Annotated in this window: 30 protein-coding genes; 3 read left to right on the forward strand and 27 right to left on the reverse strand. The window is 46.2% G+C overall.

Annotation, left to right across the window (positions count from 1 at the left end; all coding sequences use genetic code 11):
• Positions 1-31: 31 nt before the first annotated feature.
• From MKX80_RS12985 to MKX80_RS13085, 21 genes are all read right to left on the reverse strand, one after another.
• On the reverse strand, positions 32-922 hold the full coding sequence (locus MKX80_RS12985; RefSeq protein WP_154997692.1) for a polyprenyl synthetase family protein: 891 nt from the start codon (positions 920-922) through the stop codon (positions 32-34).
• Positions 912-1,172, reverse strand: coding sequence for an exodeoxyribonuclease VII small subunit (locus tag MKX80_RS12990; protein WP_020452133.1), 261 nt, complete (start codon positions 1,170-1,172; stop codon positions 912-914). The genes MKX80_RS12985 and MKX80_RS12990 overlap by 11 nt, the downstream gene beginning before the upstream one ends.
• A complete protein-coding gene (xseA, locus tag MKX80_RS12995) occupies positions 1,165-2,514 on the reverse strand; it encodes an exodeoxyribonuclease VII large subunit (RefSeq protein ID WP_154997690.1) in 1,350 nt (449 codons plus the stop codon). The genes MKX80_RS12990 and xseA overlap by 8 nt, the downstream gene beginning before the upstream one ends.
• Positions 2,515-2,596: 82 nt before the next feature.
• Positions 2,597-3,445: a bifunctional methylenetetrahydrofolate dehydrogenase/methenyltetrahydrofolate cyclohydrolase FolD gene (gene folD, locus MKX80_RS13000; protein ID WP_076793466.1), complete on the reverse strand. Its 849-nt coding sequence runs from the start codon at positions 3,443-3,445 to the stop codon at positions 2,597-2,599.
• A 16-nt stretch (positions 3,446-3,461) separates the two neighbouring features.
• On the reverse strand, positions 3,462-3,851 hold the full coding sequence (nusB, locus tag MKX80_RS13005) for a transcription antitermination factor NusB (RefSeq protein WP_154997688.1): 390 nt from the start codon (positions 3,849-3,851) through the stop codon (positions 3,462-3,464).
• 292 nt (positions 3,852-4,143) lie between these two features.
• Positions 4,144-4,527 carry an Asp23/Gls24 family envelope stress response protein gene (locus tag MKX80_RS13010; protein WP_031304734.1) on the reverse strand — a complete coding sequence of 128 codons (384 nt, stop codon included), beginning with the start codon at positions 4,525-4,527 and terminating at the stop codon, positions 4,144-4,146.
• A 47-nt stretch (positions 4,528-4,574) separates the two neighbouring features.
• Positions 4,575-5,927: an acetyl-CoA carboxylase biotin carboxylase subunit gene (gene accC / locus MKX80_RS13015; RefSeq protein ID WP_154997686.1), complete on the reverse strand. Its 1,353-nt coding sequence runs from the start codon at positions 5,925-5,927 to the stop codon at positions 4,575-4,577.
• Between the two features lie 11 nt (positions 5,928-5,938).
• Positions 5,939-6,418: an acetyl-CoA carboxylase biotin carboxyl carrier protein gene (gene accB / locus MKX80_RS13020; protein ID WP_043927844.1), complete on the reverse strand. Its 480-nt coding sequence runs from the start codon at positions 6,416-6,418 to the stop codon at positions 5,939-5,941.
• A 173-nt stretch (positions 6,419-6,591) separates the two neighbouring features.
• Positions 6,592-7,227, reverse strand: coding sequence for a SpoIIIAH-like family protein (locus MKX80_RS13025; protein ID WP_176275367.1), 636 nt, complete (start codon positions 7,225-7,227; stop codon positions 6,592-6,594).
• A gap of 3 nt (positions 7,228-7,230) precedes the next feature.
• Entirely contained in the window at positions 7,231-7,926 is a 696-nt protein-coding gene (spoIIIAG, locus tag MKX80_RS13030; protein WP_154997680.1) for a stage III sporulation protein AG, read from the reverse strand.
• Positions 7,919-8,548 carry a stage III sporulation protein AF gene (gene spoIIIAF, locus MKX80_RS13035; RefSeq protein WP_154997678.1) on the reverse strand — a complete coding sequence of 210 codons (630 nt, stop codon included), beginning with the start codon at positions 8,546-8,548 and terminating at the stop codon, positions 7,919-7,921. The genes spoIIIAG and spoIIIAF overlap by 8 nt, the downstream gene beginning before the upstream one ends.
• An 11-nt stretch (positions 8,549-8,559) precedes the next feature.
• Entirely contained in the window at positions 8,560-9,765 is a 1,206-nt protein-coding gene (gene spoIIIAE, locus MKX80_RS13040) for a stage III sporulation protein AE (RefSeq protein ID WP_268342803.1), read from the reverse strand.
• A gap of 21 nt (positions 9,766-9,786) precedes the next feature.
• The gene (gene spoIIIAD, locus MKX80_RS13045; protein ID WP_261763579.1) at positions 9,787-10,182 is read right to left on the reverse strand and encodes a stage III sporulation protein AD; all 396 of its coding nucleotides are present in this window, start codon (positions 10,180-10,182) and stop codon (positions 9,787-9,789) included.
• Positions 10,183-10,194: 12 nt separating this feature from the next.
• Positions 10,195-10,401: a stage III sporulation protein AC gene (gene spoIIIAC / locus MKX80_RS13050; protein WP_003183409.1), complete on the reverse strand. Its 207-nt coding sequence runs from the start codon at positions 10,399-10,401 to the stop codon at positions 10,195-10,197.
• 22 nt (positions 10,402-10,423) lie between these two features.
• Positions 10,424-10,939, reverse strand: a complete 516-nt coding sequence (gene spoIIIAB / locus MKX80_RS13055) for a stage III sporulation protein SpoIIIAB (RefSeq protein ID WP_154997674.1) — start codon at positions 10,937-10,939, stop codon at positions 10,424-10,426.
• Positions 10,933-11,856, reverse strand: coding sequence for a stage III sporulation protein AA (gene spoIIIAA, locus MKX80_RS13060; protein WP_186807215.1), 924 nt, complete (start codon positions 11,854-11,856; stop codon positions 10,933-10,935). The genes spoIIIAB and spoIIIAA overlap by 7 nt, the downstream gene beginning before the upstream one ends.
• A 91-nt stretch (positions 11,857-11,947) precedes the next feature.
• A complete protein-coding gene (locus MKX80_RS13065; protein ID WP_003183412.1) occupies positions 11,948-12,229 on the reverse strand; it encodes a YqhV family protein in 282 nt (93 codons plus the stop codon).
• A 163-nt stretch (positions 12,230-12,392) separates the two neighbouring features.
• Complete coding sequence (gene efp, locus MKX80_RS13070) at positions 12,393-12,950, reverse strand: elongation factor P (RefSeq protein WP_020452147.1); 558 nt, start codon at positions 12,948-12,950, stop codon at positions 12,393-12,395.
• Between the two features lie 31 nt (positions 12,951-12,981).
• Positions 12,982-14,043 (reverse strand): Xaa-Pro peptidase family protein, encoded by a 1,062-nt coding sequence (locus tag MKX80_RS13075; RefSeq protein WP_154997668.1) that lies wholly within the window; start codon positions 14,041-14,043, stop codon positions 12,982-12,984.
• Positions 14,044-14,058: 15 nt separating this feature from the next.
• Positions 14,059-14,496: a type II 3-dehydroquinate dehydratase gene (gene aroQ, locus MKX80_RS13080; protein WP_043927933.1), complete on the reverse strand. Its 438-nt coding sequence runs from the start codon at positions 14,494-14,496 to the stop codon at positions 14,059-14,061.
• Between the two features lie 79 nt (positions 14,497-14,575).
• The gene (locus tag MKX80_RS13085) at positions 14,576-15,112 is read right to left on the reverse strand and encodes a YqhR family membrane protein (RefSeq protein WP_182070394.1); all 537 of its coding nucleotides are present in this window, start codon (positions 15,110-15,112) and stop codon (positions 14,576-14,578) included.
• Between the two features lie 251 nt (positions 15,113-15,363).
• Between MKX80_RS13085 and MKX80_RS13090 the strand changes: the two genes are divergently transcribed.
• Together MKX80_RS13090 and MKX80_RS13095 are read left to right on the forward strand one after the other, a co-directional pair.
• Positions 15,364-16,317 (forward strand): DUF1385 domain-containing protein, encoded by a 954-nt coding sequence (locus MKX80_RS13090; RefSeq protein ID WP_154997662.1) that lies wholly within the window; start codon positions 15,364-15,366, stop codon positions 16,315-16,317.
• 38 nt (positions 16,318-16,355) lie between these two features.
• Complete coding sequence (locus MKX80_RS13095; protein WP_154997660.1) at positions 16,356-16,742, forward strand: SA1362 family protein; 387 nt, start codon at positions 16,356-16,358, stop codon at positions 16,740-16,742.
• On the opposite strand, the gene MKX80_RS13100 is transcribed toward MKX80_RS13095, so the two are convergent.
• From MKX80_RS13100 to MKX80_RS13110, 3 genes are all read right to left on the reverse strand, one after another.
• Positions 16,739-17,614 carry a patatin-like phospholipase family protein gene (locus MKX80_RS13100; RefSeq protein WP_182070392.1) on the reverse strand — a complete coding sequence of 292 codons (876 nt, stop codon included), beginning with the start codon at positions 17,612-17,614 and terminating at the stop codon, positions 16,739-16,741. The genes MKX80_RS13095 and MKX80_RS13100 overlap by 4 nt on opposite strands.
• A 131-nt stretch (positions 17,615-17,745) precedes the next feature.
• A complete protein-coding gene (gene mntR / locus MKX80_RS13105) occupies positions 17,746-18,174 on the reverse strand; it encodes a transcriptional regulator MntR (protein ID WP_003183427.1) in 429 nt (142 codons plus the stop codon).
• A 91-nt stretch (positions 18,175-18,265) separates the two neighbouring features.
• Complete coding sequence (locus tag MKX80_RS13110) at positions 18,266-19,102, reverse strand: biotin/lipoate A/B protein ligase family protein (protein WP_268342805.1); 837 nt, start codon at positions 19,100-19,102, stop codon at positions 18,266-18,268.
• 154 nt (positions 19,103-19,256) lie between these two features.
• On the opposite strand from MKX80_RS13110, the gene MKX80_RS13115 reads away from it, so the two are divergent.
• A complete protein-coding gene (locus tag MKX80_RS13115) occupies positions 19,257-19,670 on the forward strand; it encodes a rhodanese-like domain-containing protein (RefSeq protein ID WP_043927863.1) in 414 nt (137 codons plus the stop codon).
• Positions 19,671-19,874: 204 nt separating this feature from the next.
• On the opposite strand, the gene MKX80_RS13120 is transcribed toward MKX80_RS13115, so the two are convergent.
• Genes MKX80_RS13120 through opuAA form a run of 3 tightly spaced genes read right to left on the reverse strand, consistent with a single transcriptional unit; the run spans position 19,875 to position 22,869 of the window.
• Positions 19,875-20,759, reverse strand: coding sequence for a glycine betaine ABC transporter substrate-binding protein (locus MKX80_RS13120; RefSeq protein WP_154997654.1), 885 nt, complete (start codon positions 20,757-20,759; stop codon positions 19,875-19,877).
• Positions 20,759-21,613, reverse strand: a complete 855-nt coding sequence (gene opuAB, locus MKX80_RS13125) for a glycine/proline betaine ABC transporter permease subunit OpuAB (RefSeq protein ID WP_154997652.1) — start codon at positions 21,611-21,613, stop codon at positions 20,759-20,761. The genes MKX80_RS13120 and opuAB overlap by 1 nt, the downstream gene beginning before the upstream one ends.
• Complete coding sequence (gene opuAA / locus MKX80_RS13130) at positions 21,613-22,869, reverse strand: glycine/proline betaine ABC transporter ATP-binding protein OpuAA (RefSeq protein ID WP_154997650.1); 1,257 nt, start codon at positions 22,867-22,869, stop codon at positions 21,613-21,615. The genes opuAB and opuAA overlap by 1 nt, the downstream gene beginning before the upstream one ends.
• Positions 22,870-22,959: the final 90 nt, after the last annotated feature.

The following is a 22,959-nucleotide window of genomic DNA, read 5'->3' on the forward strand; positions in this document are numbered from 1 at the left end:
AAGCCTTAGATGCTCAAATGGAAGCCCTGTATCAATGATCCCTAGCGGCAATCATATCGCAGAACTCGTAAAGAAGCTCTTTTTCAAGCGGAAGCTCTGAAATCAGCTGTTTTGCTTTTTCAATATGTTCATCAAGCTTTTGGTTGGCGCCCTCAAGCGAAAGGAGCGACGGATAGGTCGATTTTCCGTTTGTCGCGTCAGATCCGATCCGTTTGCCGATTTTATCCTCCGAGCCTTCAAGGTCCAGAATGTCATCTCTGATCTGGAAGCCGATGCCGATATGATGGCTGAATTCGCGGAGCTTTTCGATCTCTTTTTCAGATGCATCCGCAAGAATCGCCCCCGCGATGACGCTGAAGCTGAGGAGTTTAGCCGTTTTCCCTTCGTGAATCCGCTGCAGTTCATCAAGAGATACAGACTTTGATTCCGCTTCCATATCTAAAATCTGGCCGCCGACCATGCCTTCAGCCCCCGCTGCCGAAATCAGCTCATTCACCAGCCTGATGCGTTTTTCAGCGGATACATGAGAAGGCATATTGGCAGTGATCATTTTGAAGCTTTCGGTTAATAAGGCATCTCCGGCGAGAATGGCCGTCGCCTCCCCGTAAATTTTATGGTTTGTCGGCTTTCCTCTTCTGAGGTCATCGTCATCCATACAAGGGAGGTCATCATGGATTAATGAATACGTATGGATCATTTCAACCGCGCATCCGACCGGAATTCCGGCTTCTTCGTCTTTTCCGTACGCATGAAGAAGCGCAAGAACCAAAATCGGTCTCAGCCGTTTCCCCCCGGCTTCCAATGAATACAGCATGGATTCCTTGAGGATGGACGGCGCTTGCAGGTCTTTAATATACATCGGAAGGCGCTCTTCGATTACTGTTTTTCTCGAATTTAAAAATCCGTCAAGTTTACCGGTCACCTTTTTCCTCCTCCCGAACACTGAAAGGAGCTAATTCCCCATTTTCCCGCAAAATGTAGTCCATCTGCTTTTCGACATTTTGCAGTTTTTCGTGGCACATTTTCGAAAGAGCCATCCCTTCCTGGAAATAGTCGATCGCCTTTTCCAAAGGCACGTCTCCCTCTTCAAGCTTTGATACGATCTGTTCCAGACCTTTCATCGCCTCTTCAAATGTCAGGTCCTCCCGGTTTGTTTTGTTTTCTTCAGCCATTTGTTTCGCCTCTCTTTTGCAGTACCTCACAGGTCAGCGTCCCATCGTTTAATGTGACACGGATCTCGTCTTTTTCATGAACCTGTTCAATACTTTTAATCAATTCGTTTTCTTTATATGTCAAACTGTACCCTCTTTCCATCACTTGGAGAGGGCTTAATGCATTCAGTTTACCAAGAACCGTTTGAAACTGCGAGTGAATCTGCTTAAGCTGCACATTCATATTCCGTTTCAGCCGGACTGTTTGCTCTTCATGCCTCTTTCTCGCTTGTTTAAGCTGCTCCTCTGGGTGAAGCATCTCCAGCTTGTATGTCTGTTCGTTCAGTTTTTGTTTTTTGCGGTCGACGGTCATCGCCAGCTGTTTTTGGAAGCGGTCGAATATCAGATCGAATTCCTGTTCCTTTTGGGCATACAGCCGTTTCGGGTATCGGAAGGCATAGGAAGACTGAAGGTTTTTCACCCGCTCCTGCCGCTTTTTCAACTCCTGCTGCATCGATTTTGTCATTCTCGCTTCGAGCGTTTTCAGGCGCTCCAGCAAGTCTAGCATATTAGGTACGGCCAGTTCGGCCGCTCCTGTCGGGGTCGCCGCGCGCAAATCCGCGACAAAATCGCTGATTGTAAAATCCGTTTCATGCCCGACAGCGGAAATGATCGGAATGTCAGAAGAAAAAATGGCCCTGGCGACAGCCTCTTCGTTAAATGCCCACAGCTCTTCGATTGATCCTCCTCCGCGTCCGACGATTAATACATCGCATAACTCTCTGCGGTTAGCCTCTTTGATGCTGCTTACGATGGACTCGCCCGCGTTTACTCCTTGAACGAGCGTAGGAAGGACGATCACTTTTACAAGGGGGTATCTTCTTTTAATGGTGGTGATCACATCGCGTACAGCCGCTCCAGTTGGAGACGTGACAACACCGACGACGGATGGGAACGCGGGGATGGGTTTCTTGTATTTTTCATCAAACAAGCCTTCTTGCGATAGCTTTTTCTTAAGTTCCTCATACGCGAGATGAAGCGCACCTATGCCGTCCGGCTGTATTTCTTTTGCATAAAGCTGATAGTTGCCGCTCGGTTCATATACCGAAATGCCGCCTCTCACCAATACTTTCATCCCGTTTTCAGGGGTAAAGGCGAGATTTCTGTTTTGTCTGGCGAACATGACGGATTGAATGCGGGCATTATCATCTTTCAATGTAAAATAAATATGGCCTCTGCTATGTATTTTAACATTTGACAGCTCGCCCTTGATCCAAATATCTTCAAGATGGGGGTCCACGTCAAATTTGCGCTTAATATATTTTGTCAAAGCCGTGACCGTGACAAATGATATTTCACTCATGGCACAGTCTCCTTTCTAAGAAGGCACAAGAACGTTCATCCGCCGGCGCGAGACCAGGCGGATGAACGGTTGTACATTAAAGTTAAATTGTACGCTTCGCTGATTTAACCGTGTTATGGGCCAGCATTGTGATCGTCATCGGACCGACACCGCCCGGTACAGGTGTAATATAAGAAGCCTTTTCCTTCGCTTCTTCAAAATCAACATCACCGACGAGCTTTCCGTTGTCAAGGCGGTTGACGCCGACATCGATGACAACGGCTCCCTCTTTCATTTGATCCGCTTTAATGAAATTCGCCTTTCCGACAGCGACAATCAAAATGTCGGCTTTTTTTGTATGAGCCGTAATGTCGGCCGTTCTTGAATGGCAGTACGTAACGGTTGCGTTTTCGTTCAAGAGCAGCTGCCCTACCGGCTTTCCGACGATATTACTTCGCCCGACGACAACAACCTCTTTTCCCGACAGATCAATCTCGGTTTTCTTTAAAAGCTCCACGATGCCCGCAGGTGTGCAAGGCAGAAATGTATCTTCGCCAAGCAGCATCTTCCCTACGTTTAATGGATGAAAACCGTCAACATCTTTGTCAGGGGATATTCTTTCGATCACCGCTTGTTCGGAAATATGATCCGGAAGAGGCAGCTGGACAAGAATTCCGTGAAAGTCGTCATTTTGGTTGTACTGGTCAATCACTTCAAGCAGCTCCTGTTCAGAGAAGCTTGCATCGAAATGATCCAGCTGAAAACGAATCCCCATTGCTTCAGCTGCTTTTTTCTTTCCCCGTACATATGAAAGAGACGCCGGATCATCACCAATTAAAATAACGGCCAGTCCCGGGGTAACTCCTTGTTTTTTCAGCTCTTCAACTTCCTTGGCCAGCTGCCCGCGCTTTTCCTTTGCTGTTTCTTTCCCGTCGATGATGGTTGCTGTCATTTGCTCTCCTCCTAGATTATTCAAGATCGGATTTAATGTTAGAAAGAACACCGTTTACAAACTTCGCCGACTTGTCATCACCAAATTGCTTTGCCAGTTCAATCGCTTCATTCATAGAGACGTTGACAGGTATGTCATCTAAAAAGATCATTTCATAGGCGGACAAACGCAAAATCGCGCGGTCGACATTCGCCAGCCTGTCAAGCTTCCAATTGACGAGATGCTGTTTGATCATCTCATCGATTTTCTCTTTGTTCTCTAAGACCCCGTAAACAAGCTGCTCGAAAAAAGCGTCGCTTTCCTGCCCGTCCAAGGCATGCTGCATCGCTTCATTCGGTTCAATATCACTGACATCAATCTGGAATAGTGACTGCAAAGCCTTTTCTCTTGCTGTTCTTCTTTTCATTCTTTCTTTTTCTCCTTTAACCCTCTTTGCTGCTTGCCGTTTAAGCCACAAAGAGATCATATCATATTTTTAGTCTTTCCGCATGCAAAAATCGCGGTTTTATCGTCAATAACCGAATAATAAGAAACAATCATTTATTATCATTCGTTTTTCGAACTTCTTAACAAACTTTCCGGTTTCTCTTATTTTTGATCGATAACGGCGGAAAGATGCTTTTAAACGTTATTTTTTAAAACGGAACATGAAAAAACCAAAGGGCCGTCATTCCCCTTGGTTCTTCCACTTCACCGCACTACATCTCTTGATCGACTTCCACCTCGTGCGTTTTTGAATCGAATTGAATGCCAACGATGTGAATATTGATTTCATTAATCGAAAGAGCTGTCATATTGAGAAGCGTCTGGCGGATATTATCCTGAACGGCATTTGCAACTTTAGGAATCGAAACGCCAAACATCATCACGCAATAAACATCAATGATAATTCCGTCGTCGGACAAATCAACTTTGACGCCTTTTCCGTGATTCTTTTTTCCAAACCGTTCAACGACACCTGTCGCGAAATTACCGCGCATTTCAGCTACGCCCTCAACTTCGGAAGCTGCGATTCCGGCAATGACTTCGATGACTTCCGGAGCGATCTCCACTTTTCCTAAATGATTGTCTTCATGGCTCATTTCCAATAAGCTGTTGTCGTCTTTCAATATGTTCACCTCCGTTAAAATTACGACCCCATTACATCATATATTTCTAAAAACTTCGTATTAAATTCTCCGCTTACGAATGTTTCGTGCTCAAGCAGCTTCAGATGGAACGGTATCGTCGTATGAACGCCTTCGATGACGAATTCGCTCAACGCTCTTTTCATTCTTGAAACAGCTTCTTCCCTCGTCTTCCCGTAAGTGATGACTTTTGCAATCATGCTGTCGTAATAAGGGGGAATCGAGTATCCTGGATAAGCCGCAGAGTCCACTCTGACGCCGAGCCCGCCCGGAGGCAGATACATCTCGATTTTTCCCGGAGAAGGCATGAAGTTTTTCTCAGGGTTTTCCGCATTAATCCGGCATTCGATTGCCCAGCCGTTAAAGGTGACTTCATCTTGGGTGAGGGTTAATTTTTCGCCTGACGCCACTTTGATCTGCTCTTTAATCAAATCAACCCCCGTCACCATCTCTGTCACCGGATGCTCAACCTGAATGCGCGTGTTCATTTCCATAAAATAGAACTTCTGCTCGCGGTAATCGTAGATAAATTCAACCGTTCCCGCGCCCGTGTATTTCACGGCTTCAGCCGCTTTGACAGCCGCCTGCCCCATCTGCTCCCTGATTCCTTCATCCAGAGCAGGTGAAGGGGTTTCTTCAAGCAGTTTTTGGAGCCTTCTTTGGATTGAGCAGTCGCGTTCACCCAAGTGAATCGTGTTTCCGTGTGTGTCTGCAAGCACTTGGATCTCCACGTGTCTGAAGTCTTCAATATATTTTTCAATGTACACACCCGGGTTGCCGAAAGCGGTGGCAGCTTCCTGCTGAGTGATTTTAATGCCGTTGATCAGTTCTTCCTCCGTACGGGCGACCCTGATTCCTTTTCCGCCGCCCCCGGCAGTTGCCTTTATAATGACAGGATACCCTATATCGCGTGCCAATGAAACCGCATCTTCAATATCTTCAATAATTCCTTTGGAGCCCGGTACGATCGGAACACCAGCCTGCTGCATTGTTTCCCTTGCAACATCCTTTGTTCCCATCTTAGAAATCGCGTCTGCTGTCGGACCTACGAAGGTTACGTTTACCTCTTCGCAAAGCTCGGCAAAATCGGCGTTTTCCGCCAGGAAGCCGTAGCCCGGGTGAATCGCGTCAGCACCGGTCATTTTAGCGACGCTGACGATGTTCGTTATATTCAAGTAGCTGTCTTTTGAAAGCTTAGGTCCGATGCAAAATGCTTCATCAGCCATCTGAACATGGAGCGCCTCTCTGTCGGCCTCGGAAAAGACGGCTACCGTTTCAATCCCCAGTTCTTTACAAGCTCTGATAATTCTGACAGCAATTTCTCCCCTGTTCGCAATTAATAGCTTTTTGATCATCTTATTGCTCCTTACTCTGCTTTTACTAAAAATAAAGGTTGTCCGTATTCAACCAGCTGGCCGTTTTCAACTAATACTTCAACGATCTCGCCTTTCACTTCGGCTTCAATCTCATTGAAGAGCTTCATCGCTTCCACAATGCAGACGACAGAGGATTCTGATACCTTCGAACCGACTGTTACGTAAGGATCGGCTTCAGGCGAAGAAGACGCATAAAACGTTCCGACCATCGGAGAGGTGATTTTGTGGAAGTTCCCGCCGTCTTTTGCCGCTTCTTCTGCTGCAGGCGCATCCTGAACTGGCGCTTGCTTTGCTGGAGCTTCCGGAGCCGGTGTTTGAACAGGCGCCGCAGCCACTTGCTGAATGGTTTGCACGGTTCCGCTTTGTTTTTTCAGTTCAACCTTCGATCCTTCGTTTTCGTATGTAAATTCATTTATCGAAGATTCATCAATTAATTTTATCAACTGTCTGATTTCATCAATGTTTAACATGCTATCGCACTCCTAATGAAAAAGATTTTACGCATTTATCAGTTAGTACTAAAAGTACATACTATATTCATCTTACAGGAGAGGAATGCCGAATTCAACTACAATCATGAGCGCTCAGCAGCAACAGGGGCCTTAGACATAAAAAAATCCCGCTTTTTGCAAGCGGGACATGTTTAATCTGCTGGCTCGAACGTCACAGCCACATCGTTTAAGTTTTTCACTTCTTTAGCGACGATGTCGATGATATCAGTGGCAGCGGCTTTTGAGTGCTCTTTCGCCTTCACCGTAATATTGACTTTATCGCCGTCGGCGTTGACCAAGGCGTCTTTATAACCTTTTGTTTTGATCAGGGTTTCAAGCGTCTTTTCCGTTCCTTCAGCTTCGCTGAGCTCTGTCATCTTGTCGTAAGCTTCGCTTTTTTCCTTTGCCGTCGCTTTATCACTTCTGACGATTTCAGTTAATTCCTCCCTCTCCCTGCTGCGCTGATCGTCCATTTCCATGCGGTATGTTGTGAATAAATCTTCTCCACCGGATGATTCTTCTGTGACAACCTCTCCGTTCTGCTCACTCGCAGACGTTTCTTTATCTTTTGCGTCTTTCCCTTCAGTTTTGTCTTTAGCAGGCGCGGTGTCTTCTTTGCCATCCTTGGCAGGCTCTTCTTTCATCGGTTTTTCTTTTTCAGCGGCAACTTGTTCTTTGTCATCCACCGTGACGACATTTTCTCCTTCAGGCGACATAATGTAGTAGACACTCAGCACAACGACGAGACTTAACATGGTTAAAAGCCAAACCGTTTGTTTTTTCAGCATCATTTATGAATCCTCCTTCATTTTTTTAGGGGCAACAGCGACGCGGTGGCTCGGAACATCAAGAACTCTTGTCACTGCTTCAATGATGGTTTTTTTTATTTGAACGTTGTCGACTCCCTGAGCGACAACGAGAACACCCCTGATATCGGGCTTTTTCGTCTGAACGACAACTGGCGTCTCTTTATCTCCGTTTTTAATGATGACGATTTCTTCGTCGGACGACATTTCAGACACCGTCCGCTTGCCTCCCTGTTTATCTGTCTCATTCGTTGAAGTCTCCTGGGTTTTTCTGTTTTTCTCGAATATTTTCAATGATGTTGCATCAACATTGACGACGATTGACACGTCCTCAACGCCGATGATCGTTTCCAATATGTCTTTGAGCTGATTCTCATATTCCTGTTCGTAATCTTGGATCGAGTCCTTCGGCTTGTCATCTGAGGCGGGCTTAAACACTTCTTTTTCACCTTCACCGCTCTGTCCAGCGCTTTCAGACGGAGCCTTTTGTGAAGCTGTCGGCTGATCTGCCGCTCGATCTTGAGAAGGTTCGGAAGAGAAGATCTGACTGACGAGCATGAAGGAAACGCCGAGAACAAAAAGCAGCAGAAAGTAGTGATATTTCGTCAGCTTTTTTCCGTCTTTCTCTTCTTTCGGCAGCAGGTGGCCGATCAGCTTTTCGATCCAGGTTCTTTTATTCATTGCCGCTTCGTTCTCCCCCTTCGATATGAACTGTAATCTTGTCGGGGCTTATTTCCCATATGCCTGCTAGCTGTTCTCTGACTTCCCCCGTCTCTTTCTTTTCTCTTTCTCGCATGGACTGGTAGCCGCGATCCGTATTGATCTCGACAGGAGCGACGGCTTGGACCGTTTTTTCCGATGCTGGTTGCAAGAATACTGAGACTTCCGCATGTTTACTGAAATCTTTCTCTGTTTTCAGCTGGCTGTCAGAAGAAACCGCGACTCGGTCTATCTTGTATTTGTCGCTGGCAAAACTGCTCTCTGCGTTCTTTTTCAGTTGAACAGCCATCTGTTCTAAGATATATGCTTGTTGTGAGGCTTGTATTTCTTTTTTTTCTGAATTCAGCTGATTTTTTATTTCGTTTGATTGAACTTGTCCGTTTTTTGTAAGCTTCTCAAAAATCACATCCGGATCGGTCCTGAATAAAGAGAAGATCGGATTCAGTATCACAACGATCAGGAGCAGGCTGATCACCATTTTCGCGTATTTTTGCATGCTCGAATTCGGCAGAAGCATATCGATGACGATCGCCATCAGAATAAATAGAATAATATTCGTGAGCCACTCTGTCAGAAATTCCATCTCATCCCTCCCTACTTCATCATCATCGTCAGATTCCCCGCTGTAATGATCACGGTTAAGCTTAAGAAAAACATCAGCGAAACGATGGCCATGGCAGCGAAAATGTAGATGACGCTTTTGCTGATGACATCCAGGCAGCTGATAACCGGACCGCCTCCGAGAGGCTGGAGAACTGCTGCGGCAATTTTGTATATGAGCGCGAGGGAGAGGATTTTAATCGCAGGAAAAGCTGCGATGCAAATCAAGATCGCCACACCGAGTATCCCGACGGTGTTTTTCAGCAGGAGAGACGCGCTGATCACCGTGTCCGTCGCTTCGGTAAACATGCGGCCCAATACGGGGATGAAGTTACCGGTGATGAATTTTGCCGTCCGCAAAGTAATGCCGTCCGTCACTGCGGCTGAGGCGCCCTGAACCGAGATGACACCGAGGAATACGGTTAAAAATGCAGCCAGCGTGCCGATCGCCGCATTTCTGAGGAGCTGGGCCAGCTGTGTGACTTTATATTGGTCCGTCATCGTGCTGACAATGCTTAAAATCGCTGATAAAAATAAAAGCGGCATCACGATAAATTGGATAAACAAGCCGCTCGTGTTCATGAGAAAGAGAATGACCGGATGAAAGAATGCGGCTGAGGCGGCTCCCCCCGAAGTCGCCATCAGCGCTAGAAGCAGAGGTACGAGCGACAGGATAAAGCTTGTCATCGTCTGGATCGCTTCATTCGCATATGTAACAGCAACCCGAAAGCTGTTAAGCGCAAGAATGATCAGCACCATGTAGACAATTGCATACGCCACTTTGCTGACGGTGCTTTGCTGAAACGCGTTTTGCAAAAGCTGAAGCAGCACGCAGAAGATGGTCAACAGGATCAGCGTCCCCAGCAGCTTCCCGTTAGCCAGCACTTCATGGAACAAGTAAGAAAACAGCGCTTTGCCCCATTCCTCAGGCGAAAAGTGCTTTTCACCTTTGACAAATTCAAGCAGGCTTCCTTTTTGACTTTCGGGAAGGTGTCCCCCATACTCTGTCAAAATGTTGTTCCAGAACTCCCCGACCCGGTCAAGCTCCAATCCTTCAGCCTGCTGTTTGGCCATTGCTTCAACCGATTCTTCTGCGGCGGTTTCCCCAGCCGGCTCCTCTTCTTTTGGCGAAGCTTGTACATCACGCGCTCCAAAGCATACGATTCCGATGATCAACAGCCAGAATAGAAAACGCTTCACTCAGGAAATCCTCCTTTCTGACTAAGACATGGAAGGGATGAGTCCGATGATCGTTTCGATAATCACGGTTAAAATAGGCACAGCCATGACTAAAATGAGGATTTTGCCTGCCAATTCGATTTTCGAAGCAATCGCACCCTGTCCGGCATCCTTTGTCAGCTGGGCGCCAAACTCCGCAATATAAGCAATCCCGATAATTTTCAAAATCGTTTCGACATACATCATGTTGATGTTGGCATTGGCAGCTATTTTTTCAATCATCCGAATGATTTCGTAGACCTGATCTACTAAGAATAGAAAAATTGTACAGCCGGCAAAAACGATAATCATAAAAGCAAACGTCGGTTTTTGCTCTTTCACAATCAAGCTGAGGAAGGTGGCGATCATTCCCAATCCTACGATTTGAACGATTTCAATGAGTGAGCCCCCCTATCCTTGAAATAGAAAGACAGCTTTTATCTTTTGGAATAGATCATCGACAACAGTAGCCACCATGAACAAAATATAAATGAATCCTAAAAGTGTGACCCATTGGGCATATTCCTTCTTCCCCATTTGATCCAGTATGGTGTGAAGAAAAGCGACGACGATCCCGACGCCGGCAATTTGAAAAATAATATTTACGTCTACTCCCATTTCGTGTATGCTCCCCTCTTCATTACATCAATAGAAGAATCAGCAGTAGTCCCGACAAAAACCCAAGGCTCTTCACCATCTTTTCATTTTTCGCCTGGGCGAGATTTGCTTCAGCTTCCTCTGTCTCTAAATGGGTTAACGCCAGTTTGATATGTTTTTGCTGAGAAATCAGATCATGACGGCCAAGCGTTTCGCCGAATTGCCGTAAAATCTCGTATTCTTTCTTTTTGAGAGCCGTTTCGGGCCATACTTTCTCCAGGCTGTCTTCCCATGCCGTCCCTGCTGAAGCGCTGCCTTTTTCCAGCTGTTCTGCAAATGTCTGAAACAAAGAGGCTACCGGCTCGGAAAGCTGGTGTGCGATCTGTTTTGATGCCTGACGGAGCGGCGTGTGCCCGTACATGATTTCAGCCTCCAAAGACTGCAAAGCGGCCAGCAGCTGGCGGATTTGCTTCGGTCTTTCCCTGAAAGGCTTCGCCATTTCAAATCCTGTCCATGTGGCTGCTGCCAAAATAAGCACGGCACCTAAAAGCTTCAGCATGATAACATCCTCTTCGCCGCGCAGAGAGGCTCTCCGTTCCCGTTTAAGATGCGGCTCAGGCTGCCGGGACCGTTCTTTCTGGAAAGTTCCACGATTCTCTCAAAAACCCGGTGCTCCTGAAGCATTTTCAATGATGGACGCCTGGCGATATCGGCATATGTGTAGCCGTGTGCCGAAACGATGACAGACACCCCCGCATGGACCGCTTCCAAGAGCGCTTCCGCGTCTTCCATTCTCCCGATCTCATCGGCGATCATCACCTCCGGACTCATCGATCTGATCATCATCATCAGGCCTTCCGCTTTTGGACAGGCGTCAAGGATGTCTGCCCTGTCGCCGAGCCGATATTGCGGGATTCCGTTTACACAACCTGCGATTTCAGACCTTTCGTCAACAATTCCCACCTTTTTGGCAGGCACGTTGCCGCTTCCTGAGCTGATCAGCCTGGCGAGGTCTCTGAGCAGTGTTGTTTTTCCGGTTTGCGGCGGACCGATAATCAGCGTGTTCAGCCACGAGTTTTGAAATAAATGGGGGATATACGGTTTGGAAATGCCGATTTTTTCTTTGGCAATCCGGATATTAAATGATGATATTTCCCTGATTCCTTTGACAGCCCCGTTTTCGACGACAACCCGGCCGGCAAGCCCCACGCGGTGTCCGCCTCTGATCGTGACATATCCTTTTTTCAATTCCTCTTCCAGTGTATACATGCTGTAATTTCCCAGCCTGTTTAAAAGAAGCGCCGAGTCTTCAGGCGTCGCCGCATAAGGGAGAAAGCGCGGCTTTCCTTTGTTCACCAGTTCCAGCGGACGACTTGTCCGAATCCGAATTTCTTCTATCTGATCGATTTCATGGTCGTCAAGACCGCTGAGCGCGCGTTTGATCGTATCGGGGAGAATCTCTGTGATGTGATGCAAAAACACTCCCTCCTCTTTTTGCTTGTCTTCTATAAAAATGTATGATCAAAGGAAGACATTATGACAAGTCGGTCTCTCTTATCATGTTTCACTATTTATAGATCCCTGCGATGATCAAAACCACTCCCATAAAGATCAAAATCAGCTTTGCGTAAGAAAGCTGCCCTGCAATCTGATAGATGCCGATTGTCATTGTAATAATAAAGATGAGCGGCCCGACCATGGCCAGCACGCTGTTGACCGCCACGGCTTTTCTGACGTCGTTTGTCAAAAGCATCACGACAGCCGCCGTCAGTTCGATCAAAGATGATACCACCCTTAACGCCGCCATTGTCAAAACCGTCGGATTGACTTGTCCAAAGAAAAGCTTCATGATCTTAAACCTCCAGTAACACTTCCTCTTTTTTTACAATCTATGCTCTCCCTTGAAAAAGTAGTCTTCCGATTTTTCTATTTGGCATGTGAGAGGTAAAAGATTTCAGACAGCAAAAAAAAGAGCCGGCTTCAGTGAAGCCGGCTCTTTCCCGCTGTTACCCTTATGCTCTTGATACGTAAGATCCGTCAGAAGTATTGACAACAAGCGTATCTCCTTCGTTTACGAAGAACGGCACGTTGACAACAAGGCCTGTTTCTGTTTTTGCTGGTTTTGTTCCGCCTGAGGCTGTGTCGCCTTTGATGCCCGGTTCTGTTTCAACAACTTTTAGTTCAACCGTATTCGGAAGTTCGATTCCGATCGTCTCTGTCTGATACATCATGATGTGGACAGACATATTTTCAAGCAGGAATTTGAGCTCGTGTTCGATTTGCTTCTCGTTCAGCTCAAGCTGCTCGTAAGATGTCGTATCCATAAAAACGTGCTGGTCGCCGTTGGCATACAAGTACTGCATCGTTTTTGTTTCAATTTGGGCGCGCGCCACTTTTTCACCTGCGCGGAATGTTTTTTCCTGAATCGCACCTGTGCGAAGATTTCTCAGTTTGGAACGGACAAATGCCGCACCTTTTCCCGGCTTAACGTGCTGGAAGTCAACAACGCGCCAGATGCCTCCGTCTACTTCAATCGTTAAACCTGTGCGAAAATCGTTTACTGAAATCATGATTATCCTCCTATTGCTCCAATCAAACGGATTATAAAATAATTAAATCTTTCGCGGAATGGGTAAGGGATTCGTTTCCTTCCTCTGTCAGGACAATATCATCTTCTATCCTGACCCCGCCTTTTCCCGGTATGTAAATTCCCGGTTCAACCGTTACAACCATGCCTTTTTCAAGCATCTGGTCCGAACGTGCTGAAAGCGCCGGACTCTCATGAACTTCCATGCCGAGGCCGTGACCTGTTGAATGGCCGAAATAATCGCCGTAGCCTTGTGAAGATATGTAGTCCCTTGTATAAGCGTCAGCTTGTTTCCCGGTGATTCCCGGCTTGATGCTCCGCATGCCGATAGCCTGCGCCTCAAACACGGTTTGATAAATGCGTTTCAGCTCATCATCCGGCTCTCCTACCGCGACTGTACGCGTAATGTCCGAGCAGTAACCTTTATAGTAAGCCCCGAAGTCCAATGTCACAAGGTCGCCTTTCTCGATCGCTTTGCTGCTTGCCACTCCGTGCGGCAGACTTGAGCGTACGCCTGACGCCACAATCATATCGAAGGACGAATGATCAGCTCCCTGGCTCCGCATATAAAACTCGAGCTCATTGGCGACTTCAATTTCGGTGATGCCTGGCTTTATGACCGTCAGAATATGGCTGAATGCATCATCTGCAATCTTTGCAGCTTCCTTTAATATCTTAATCTCTTCACTTGACTTAATCAAGCGCAACTTTTCCACAGATTGAGAAACAGGAACGAGTTCAGCTGCGCCAAGCTGCTCTTTGTAGGCGGCATACGTTCCATATGTCATTTTATCCTGTTCAAAACCGATTTTGTTTATCCCCATCTCTTTGATCACTTCGGCGGCCTTTTGAACGATTCCGCCGGCATGCTGAACAATGTCAAAGCCTTTGATTTGATCTTTCGCCTGTTCTGTATAGCGGAAATCTGTAATAAAGACTGCTTGATCGCCGGAGATGACCGCCAACCCAGAAGATCCGGTAAATCCGGTGATGTACCGCAGATTAACGCTGCTCGTCACCAAGATACCGTCAATGCCCAAACCGCCGAAAAGCTCTCTCAATTTGTTTAGTTTCATTGTCCACTAGTCCCCCTATTTGTTATTTGTGTTCATAAAATAACAGATGGCCAGCTTATAACCTTCAAAGCCGAGTCCGGTGATCTGGCCTCTTGCAACCGGAGCGATGACAGAGCGGTGTCGGAACTCTTCCCTTGCATGCGGGTTTGAAAGATGAATCTCAATCACCGGTATGCTGATCGCAGCCACCGCATCGCGGATGGCATAGCTGTAATGGGAGAAAGCTCCCGGATTCAAAACGATTCCATCGTATTGTTCCTCTGCCTCATGAAGCGCATCAATCAGGTCTCCTTCGTGGTTTGATTGAAAAAAAGTCAATTCAGTCTGAATGCCTTCGGCAAATTGAAAAAGTTTTTGTTCCAAATCGGTTAGTGTGTCTGTCCCGTATACATCGGGTTCGCGTTTTCCAAGCCGGTTTAAATTCGGTCCGTTCAAAATTAAAATATGCGGCAACTCTGCCTCCCCTTTCTCATCACGCAAAAAAATGTCCACTTACAGTGAACATTTTATCATATTGCTTCCTGATCAGGCACTATTCTCTTGTTTCTCCAAGGGCCCGCGTCAGCTTTTCAGAATTGAGTTCATTGTATTCAAACGAAATGGAATAGCCGACGAATAAACCGTAAAGCAGATAAATGCACAGCGTCGTCACAACCGTTTCCCTCTTTAATTCAGCCACAGTCTGAACATCGGGGAACATCGGGTTGAACAGATAAAACACGACAGCCCACAAAACGGCTCCATATACAACGCCTGCCCACATGCCTCTAACCTGCTTCAAAATGCCGTAGTAAAGCAGGGCAGCCCCGATAGAAATAACTCCAATCAATAGAATGCTGATAAACGTCCCGAGAAATCCGTTTTTCCAGTCACCGATGACAAATGGCTGGAGAATCATGTTTGCATTGACTTCGGAGAATTTAAAAAGGTACGCCAGTTCACCGAGTGCACTCCAAAGCACTCCGCCGACAAAACCAGTCGTGATCACCCTTCCGATGAAAGTCATCGGAGTTTCACGCTTATTTTGTTCAAGCTCTTCCGGCTGTTTTTGATTGTCTTCATTACCCATACAGTCCAGATCACCTCCATTTCCAGTATGTCCAAAAACAGCCTCGCCAACATCAGCTTTCCCAGATTTTTAAGATCCGAGTGTAAAAAGCATGAAAAAGGGTATACTTTAATTAGATTTGGCTTTGTAAGAGGTTCGAATTTCTTAAATTTTTGAGCCCGTCAATCTAGAGGTTTCAGCATTTTTCCTGTACAATAGGTGTAAGGAAATGGTTAATGTACTCATAGATTGATACAGATAGGTTGATGCAAATGTCAAATCAAACAAAACAGCCCGCATACGGAGGGCAGGCAGTCGTCGAAGGCGTTATGTTCGGCGGCAGGCGCCATTATGTAACTGCGATCCGCAGAAAAGACGAAAGCATTGAATTTTTCAAGCTGCCTCGGAAAACCAATCCGACGCTTGAAAAATTAAAGAAAATTCCTTTTCTCAGAGGGATTATCGCGATTGTTGAAGCGAGCGCGAACGGCACCCAGCACTTGAATTTTTCGAGCGAACGCTATGACCTTGATCCTTCTTTAGACGATCAATTGAAAGAAGAGAAGCCGTCCAAGCTAACAATGATTTTTGGTCTTGCCGCAGTCGGCGTCCTGTCTTTTTTGTTCGGCAAGTTTATTTTTACGCTCGTGCCCGTTTTTTTAGCGGAGCTTACCCGTCCGGTCTTTCAGTCGGACGTCGCGCAGATTATGATCGAAAGCTTTTTTAAGCTGCTCCTTCTCTTAAGCTATATTTACGCCATATCATGCACTCCTTTTATTAAAAGAGTTTTTCAATATCACGGAGCAGAACACAAGGTCATAAACTGTTACGAGCAAAATCTGCCGGTCACGGTTGAAAACGTTCAACGGCAGTCAAGACTGCACTACCGATGCGGAAGCAGCTTTATTCTATTCACCGTCATCGTGGGCATGTTTGTTTACTTGCTTGTTCCTACTGACCCTCTCTGGGTCCGTATTTTGAATAGACTTGCACTGATACCGGTCGTTCTCGGCATTTCATTTGAAGTTCTGCAGCTGACAAACAAACTGAGAGACATCCCCGTCTTGAAGGTGCTCGGCTACCCGGGCTTATGGCTGCAGCTTTTAACAACGAAAGAGCCGTCTGACGATCAGGTGGAAGTGGCAATCGCAAGCTTCAATGAGCTTCTTCATATGGAGACCAAAGCAGAGGACGAACAGAAGGAACCTTCTAATATCGTAATGTAATGTAACGAATAGGTTAATTTTTTGGGAGGTGGACAGTTATGAAGCAACGCGTACATCCTGTCTCAGCTTTAATTATTGCGTTTGGAATTTTTGGGTTTGTTTATTTCGCCGTCACAAGTCCGGGCCGCCTGCTCCAATACTTGTTTGTTTTTGCTGCGGCCGGCGCCATCATTTATTTCGTGATCAGGCGCATTTCCAATCGCAATATGGGCAGTGAGGGAGCCGCTTTTAAGAAAGCAGCCAAACAATCCAACAGGCGTTTTCAGGATCACAAAAAACGCTCTATAAAAGGCAGGGTTAATCATCTGAGAAGCGTACCGTCTATCAATAAATCAAAGCCGGTATTGGTGAAGAAAAAAAGCCAGACCCAGCTGACAGTGATTGAAGGCAAAAAAAGCAAAAAGAAAAACAGGGCTTTCTTTTAAAACGTCCACTGTTTCAAAAATAATTCTGTTCGTTTTTTTCCTAGCTCGATTAGAGCTAGTTTTTTTTCTGCCGACATCGCGAATTCAGTCGACAGGACTTCCTCAACAGGCAAAAAAATAATGTTCCGCTCATGTTTCGTGGCAATGTGCCTGGCGTCATGCGCCTCTTTCATCGTCTCAAACAGCGCCCCGAACAGCTCGAACGCATTTTTAATCGTTTTCTTCGGCCTCTCTTTTTCATTGGGCATCAGCGTGATGCCCAATACCGGCCGTTTTTTTTCTGTTGTAAACAGCCACATCGGAAAATTGCTTAGAACTCCGCCGTCTACGACGACGCTGATGCCGCTGGAGGACTTGAGCTTCACCGGCTCAAAAAAATAAGGGATGCTGCAGCTCATCCGGACCGCCCTGGCGACGGAAAAACGCCTTGGATTCAAGCCGTACCTGTTTAAATCGTCAGGCAGCACAAGCATCTTGCCGTTCGATAAGTCGGAAGCGATCAACTTCAGCTTTCCCTGTTCAAGATCCCCGAACACTGAAATGCCTTTCGCTTTCAGCTTCTCGGAAATCCAGTTTTCCAGTTTCTCTCCTTTATATAAACCGAGCCGCCAATAAATCGATGCCCATTGCAGCATTTTCAAAGGCAGGAGTGAAAACCTCGGGTCAAGGAGCTCGCTTTCATTTAATTCTTCCATCATTTGGCGGATCTCCGCGCTTGTATAGCCGGCCGCGATAAACGAGGCAATAATTGAACCGGCGCTCGTTCCGGCCAGCCTTTTAAATCGGAAGCCCCGTTTCTCAAGCGCTTCGTATGCTCCTACAAGCGCAATCCCTTTCATACCGCCGCCTGAAAAAACCCCGTCGATGTACATCGCGGTCTCCCTCCCTTAAAAGATGGCTCTACACCATTGTAAGAAACGGACAGAAAAAAAAGACCATGAGACAAAGCGGCAGCCGGAAAAACTGATACGTAAAGAAAAAAACCGCCGATACCCGGCGGCTTTTATTGATTTTCCTGTTCGTTTCTTTTTTGGACGCTTCTTAAATCGTCGATTCTTTTGCTGTCGTCTTCAAAATACTGCACAAGATCTCCGATACGGTCAATGCTGTTCCAGCTTAAATGATGTTCGATTCCTTCAACATCATCATAAATTTTCTCTTCGTCAACACCAATGATTCGTAAAAACTGCTCCAATAATTCATGTCTGTATACTAAACGCTTGCCTATTTTCTTCCCTTTGGGCGTCAGCACGAGGCCACGATACTTTTCATAAATCAAATATTCGTCTTTATCGAGTTTTTGAACCATTTTTGTAACCGAGGAGGGATGGACGGCCAGAGCTTCGGCTATATCTGAGACTCTTGCATATCCTTTTTCTTCAATCAGCATATAAATTTGTTCTATGTAATCTTCCATACTCGGTGTTGTCATCAAATCCCTCCAAATCACACCTATTCAAATCATAACAAGTTTACACTATGTGCATGTAAAAAACAAGCAACGGGATAACGTTTTCACCCGATTACCTTCTATAATTCCATTCATCTGCCGCATACTTCGTCCTGGCAAGATCGGTGACAAATTCCGTTTCCTCTTCCGTCAGTTCATAAGGCTCCAAATGAATGTTAAGCCCTTTTTCGAACCCTTTTTTAAAAGCTTCGCTCGCTTCTTCAATCGTGACTTTTTCTTTCGTCAGCTCATTGATGGCGACCGCTTTTTGTTTGAAGTTTCTCTGCATGCGCTCTCTGAGGCGGTCATTTTTGTAAATAAACAAATCAAAGAGCTTGTCCTCATCCAGATCAAGAAGGATCGAACCGTGCTGAAGAATGACTCCTTTCTGCCTCGTCTGGGCGCTTCCTGCAACCTTTCTGCCTTCGACAACGAGCTCGTACCACGACGGCGCGTCAAAACAGACGGAAGATCTCGGATTTTTCAGGCTCTGTTTCTCTTTTTCCGTTCTTGGTATGGCGAAATACGCATCAAGTCCCAGCTCTCTGAAGCCTTCAAGAATACCTTCAGAGATGACGCGGTACGCTTCCGTCACCGTCTTCGGCATTTCCGGGTGTTCTTCAGACACAATGACGCTGTAGGTCAGCTCTTGATCATGAAGCACACCTCTTCCTCCGGTCGGCCTTCTCACAAAGCCCAAACCGTGTTTTTTGACGGCATCCAGATTGATTTCCTTTTCGATATTTTGGAAATAGCCGACAGAAAGCGTTGGCGGATTCCAGCCGTAAAAGCGGATGGTCGGCGGAATTTTATTTTCGCTGTGCCAATAAAGGAGCGCCTCATCGAGCGCCATATTAAAAGCGGGATCCTGTCGTCCCGAATCGATAAAACGCCATGTTTCTTTTTCCATAACCTACCCTCTTTTTCTTTGGTATAAAATAAGTCTACCATTCCCTCTTAAAATTGAAAATAAATTCGGCGAATCAGATGACAGATTTCTGAGGCTTTACTATAATAGTACTTGTCTTAACATATCGTTAAAAATCTCCCGCTTATCAGGCGGGATGAATTCAAAAAGGAGTCGGATCAGATTGTCTACCAGCAGCATTATCGTTCTCTTGATTTGCGCCGCGCTCATCATCTACGCGGTCGTTTCATACATCTATCAGCAGCGCATTATGAAAACCTTAACAGAAGAAGAATTCAGGGCCGGCTATCGCAAAGCGCAGCTCATCGATGTGCGCGAGCCGAACGAGTATGAAGGCGGCCACATTTTGGGTGCGAGAAACATTCCGCTTTCACAGCTTAAGCAAAGAAAAAGCGAAATCCGGCCTGACAAACCGGTTTACCTGTACTGCCAAAACAACGTCAGAAGCGGAAGAGCCGCCCAAACGCTCCGCAAACACGGCTGTAAAGAGATTTACAACCTGAAAGGCGGGTTCAAAAAATGGGGCGGAAAAATTAAAACGAAAAATTAATAACCGAAGCTGTCTCTACTATGAGAAGGCTTCAGTTGAGTCCAGCATCCTAAAACGGTTTAACGTTTTAGGATGTTTTTTTAGCATATCCGACAGACAATCAAGAACAGGCAGGAGGAAAAGTTTGTCAGATGATTCGGGTGATGAGCGGTTATCCTTTCAGACAAAAATAAGCCGGCGAAATGGGTTCGCCGGCTTTGTTCGTTATTTTTTCAAGTCTTCGATTGAATTGACATCTTTCATATATGTCGGAACGACAAGGCCAATTTTTACGCCTGTCATGCTTGTACCGATATCTTCGTATTTGCCTTTGTATTTTTCAGCATATGTTTTATGCGTCTGCGGCAGCCATGCAGCAAGTGAAGCATCAACGCTTCCTTTTGCAATACCAGTCCACATCGGGCCTGCTTCTACTTGGCTGAGCGTAACTTTGTAGCCTAAGTCTTCAAGAACTTTTGCAACGACATTGGTGCTTGCAATTTCACTGTCCCATGCCACATAGCCGAGCTTAATTTTTTCGCCGTCTGCTTTATCGACGCCTTTTGTCCATTTCTTAACAAGATCTTGATGTTTTTTGACGAATTCTGCTGCAGCTTCTTCCGGTTTTTTGCCTTCCTGAATGGCAAGCATGACTTCCCCCATATCATCCTCTGTCCAGCTGAATTGGCTGAGCAGCTTGTTTGCACCCGGATGGTCGTCCTTGAATCCTTTGCGCGTAACAGTATGGATTTCTTCGGCATCACCATAGGAACCTTTTGGATCTTTCAAGTATTTCAGATCGTATTTTGCAAACATCCAATGCGGCGTCCAGCCCGTAATGATGATCGGTTCTTTTTTATCGTAAGCTTTTTTCAATGCGGCTGTCATTGCTGAGCTTGATCCTGATGTGACAGTCCATTTGCTGAGATCGTAGTCCTTGAGCGCCTGGTCCGTTGCATTCATAATGCCCGCTCCAGGATCAATGCCGGTAATTTTATAATCGACTTGATCGCCTGCTGACGCATTTTCATTATTATTGCTGCTTCCGCAGGCAGCCAGACCCAATGTCAGTACTGCTGCGGTGCCGATTCCCGCTATCTTTTTCCACATTATGCATTCCCCCTGCTTTTTTTCAATTTTATATTTTGTGTAACCCGGTCAAGTACGATCGCTATAATCACAATCGCAAGCCCGGTTTCTACACCGGTACCCGTTTGCAGCTGTGTAACAGCCCGGTAAACTTCTTCTCCGAGTCCAGGCGCACCTACCATTGATGCAATAACGACCATTGACAAAGCAAGCATAATGCTTTGATTGATACCGGCCAGAATGGTTTTCGTCGCGAGCGGCAACTGCACTTTAAAAAGCCGCTGGCTTGTCGTTGAACCAAATGCTTCTGTAGCTTCAATCAGATCTTCAGGCACCTGCTGGATCCCTAAGATCGTCATCCGGATTGTCGGGGGCATCGCAAAGATAACGGAAGCGACAACACCCGGCACAACCCCGATATTGAAGAAGAAGATGGCTGGAAGTAAATAAACAAATGCCGGCATCGTCTGCATTAAGTCAAGGATGGGCGTGACGATTCTCCGAACCGTTTTCTTTTGGGAGCCCCAGATTCCGACCGGAATGCCGATAATGACAGAAATCAGAACGGATGTGACGACAAGCGCCAATGTCTGAAGCATGGCGTCCCAATATCCTAAATAATCAATGATAAAAAATCCGATCAAAGTAAACAGCGCAATGCCTTTTTTGCTGATCAGCCAGGCGAGCGCGGCAAAAATAACAGTCAAAATAACCGGCGGCACAAAACCCAAGCCTTGGACAATCGCATCAACAAACGATTCCACTCCACTGGCAATTCCGTCAAATACCCCGCCGAACGACAACGTCAGCCAGTCAACAAACTGATCGATCCAATCGGCTAAAGGAATGCGGGGAAGCGATGATAAAGTAAACATTATCTCACCTCCTGAATAACAGCTTCATGATCTGGTTCATGATCTGAATTTGCATTAATATACCGGTCATTTCCGGCAAGCGCTCCGATTAATGCACCCTTGACGATGATCCCTTTCATCCGCTGTTTTTCATCGACGACAGCAATCGGAATGCTGGCATCAGAGACCAATTCAAAAATATCCGTCAGGACAGCATTCTCTTCTACGGTTGTGATGTCTCTTGAGATGACGCTCTCCAGCGTCTGGCTTTTTTCGGCTGCTTTCTTAGCTGTTTCAGCATCAACGGAGCCGAGGAGCCTATTGTGTTTGTCAACGGCATAAATCGATGAAATCCCCAGGTTTTTCATCAGCGTCAGTGCAACGCGCGGCCCTTTGTCTACGCGCACGGTTTCAGCCCGTTTCATAATGTGACCGGCCGTCAGCACTTTAGATAAGTCGACATCTTCAACGAATTTTTCAACATATTCGTTCGACGGGTTCATTAAGATCTCTTCCGGCGTACCGATTTGAACGATGTTTCCGTCTTTCATCAATGCGATTCGATCGCCGATTCTCAGCGCCTCATCAAGATCGTGGGTGATGAAAATAATCGTTTTTCCTACTGATTCATGCAAATCGAGGAGTTCATCCTGCATGTCCTTGCGAATCAGCGGGTCAAGCGCGCTGAACGCTTCGTCCATCAACAGAATGTCCGGATCATTCGTCAATGCGCGGGCAAGCCCGACGCGCTGCTGCATCCCGCCGCTCAGCTGATCCGGATATTGCTGTTCATATCCTTCAAGCCCGACAAGCTTTAAAGATTCCATCGCTTTTAGCCGGCGTTTTCCTTTATCCACTTTTTGCAGTTCCAATCCGTACTCTGTGTTTTCAAGAATTGTTTTGTGCGGAAACAGAGCGAACTTTTGAAAGACCATGCTGATTTTTTTCCGGCGGATTTCCCGCAGCTGGTCTTTGGACATATTTGTTATCATGTCACCATCTATGTACACATGTCCTGCAGTCGGTTCAATCAGCCGGTTTAAAAGCCGCACCAAAGTTGATTTACCGCTCCCTGATAGACCCATGATGACAAATATCTCACCTTCATAAACGCTAAAATCTGCTTGGTTCACCCCGACGGTCGCCCCGGTTTCTTTCAGAATTTCTTTTTTGGTTTTGCCATCGGCAAGCAGCTGCGTTGCTTTCTTTGTGTTTTTTCCAAACACCTTGGACACTTTTTCTACTTTTATCTTGATTGGCTTTTCGTCTGAATTCATATTTCTCCTCCCGTATGAAGCAATCTAATATACCGTAACATTTATGTAACATATGAGACAAACGGCATATTCGCTGTCATTTTGTATCAT

It is taken from the genome of Bacillus sp. FSL K6-0972, assembly GCF_037976035.1.
Classification (GTDB): domain Bacteria; phylum Bacillota; class Bacilli; order Bacillales; family Bacillaceae; genus Bacillus; species Bacillus haynesii.

Coding starts and splice junctions, on each gene's coding strand:
- MKX80_RS12990 (WP_020452133.1), bottom strand. CDS start 1,172: ATGGCTGAAGAAAACAAAACAAACCGGGAGGACCTGACATTTGAAGAG.
- xseA (WP_154997690.1), bottom strand. CDS start 2,514: ATGAGTGAAATATCATTTGTCACGGTCACGGCTTTGACAAAATATATT.
- folD (WP_076793466.1), bottom strand. CDS start 3,445: ATGACAGCAACCATCATCGACGGGAAAGAAACAGCAAAGGAAAAGCGC.
- nusB (WP_154997688.1), bottom strand. CDS start 3,851: ATGAAAAGAAGAACAGCAAGAGAAAAGGCTTTGCAGTCACTATTCCAG.
- MKX80_RS13010 (WP_031304734.1), bottom strand. CDS start 4,527: ATGAGCCATGAAGACAATCATTTAGGAAAAGTGGAGATCGCTCCGGAA.
- accC (WP_154997686.1), bottom strand. CDS start 5,927: ATGATCAAAAAGCTATTAATTGCGAACAGGGGAGAAATTGCTGTCAGA.
- accB (WP_043927844.1), bottom strand. CDS start 6,418: ATGTTAAACATTGATGAAATCAGACAGTTGATAAAATTAATTGATGAA.
- MKX80_RS13025 (WP_176275367.1), bottom strand. CDS start 7,227: ATGCTGAAAAAACAAACGGTTTGGCTTTTAACCATGTTAAGTCTCGTC.
- spoIIIAG (WP_154997680.1), bottom strand. CDS start 7,926: ATGAATAAAAGAACCTGGATCGAAAAGCTGATCGGCCACCTGCTGCCG.
- spoIIIAF (WP_154997678.1), bottom strand. CDS start 8,548: ATGGAATTTCTGACAGAGTGGCTCACGAATATTATTCTATTTATTCTG.
- spoIIIAC (WP_003183409.1), bottom strand. CDS start 10,401: ATGGGAGTAGACGTAAATATTATTTTTCAAATTGCCGGCGTCGGGATC.
- spoIIIAB (WP_154997674.1), bottom strand. CDS start 10,939: ATGCTGAAGCTTTTAGGTGCCGTGCTTATTTTGGCAGCAGCCACATGG.
- MKX80_RS13065 (WP_003183412.1), bottom strand. CDS start 12,229: ATGAAGCTTTTCTTTGGACAAGTCAATCCGACGGTTTTGACAATGGCG.
- efp (WP_020452147.1), bottom strand. CDS start 12,950: ATGATTTCAGTAAACGATTTTCGCACAGGTTTAACGATTGAAGTAGAC.
- MKX80_RS13075 (WP_154997668.1), bottom strand. CDS start 14,043: ATGAAACTAAACAAATTGAGAGAGCTTTTCGGCGGTTTGGGCATTGAC.
- MKX80_RS13085 (WP_182070394.1), bottom strand. CDS start 15,112: ATGGGTAATGAAGACAATCAAAAACAGCCGGAAGAGCTTGAACAAAAT.
- MKX80_RS13090 (WP_154997662.1), top strand. CDS start 15,364: ATGTCAAATCAAACAAAACAGCCCGCATACGGAGGGCAGGCAGTCGTC.
- MKX80_RS13095 (WP_154997660.1), top strand. CDS start 16,356: ATGAAGCAACGCGTACATCCTGTCTCAGCTTTAATTATTGCGTTTGGA.
- MKX80_RS13100 (WP_182070392.1), bottom strand. CDS start 17,614: ATGTACATCGACGGGGTTTTTTCAGGCGGCGGTATGAAAGGGATTGCG.
- mntR (WP_003183427.1), bottom strand. CDS start 18,174: ATGACAACACCGAGTATGGAAGATTACATAGAACAAATTTATATGCTG.
- MKX80_RS13110 (WP_268342805.1), bottom strand. CDS start 19,102: ATGGAAAAAGAAACATGGCGTTTTATCGATTCGGGACGACAGGATCCC.
- MKX80_RS13115 (WP_043927863.1), top strand. CDS start 19,257: ATGAATTCAAAAAGGAGTCGGATCAGATTGTCTACCAGCAGCATTATC.
- MKX80_RS13120 (WP_154997654.1), bottom strand. CDS start 20,759: ATGTGGAAAAAGATAGCGGGAATCGGCACCGCAGCAGTACTGACATTG.
- opuAB (WP_154997652.1), bottom strand. CDS start 21,613: ATGTTTACTTTATCATCGCTTCCCCGCATTCCTTTAGCCGATTGGATC.
- opuAA (WP_154997650.1), bottom strand. CDS start 22,869: ATGAATTCAGACGAAAAGCCAATCAAGATAAAAGTAGAAAAAGTGTCC.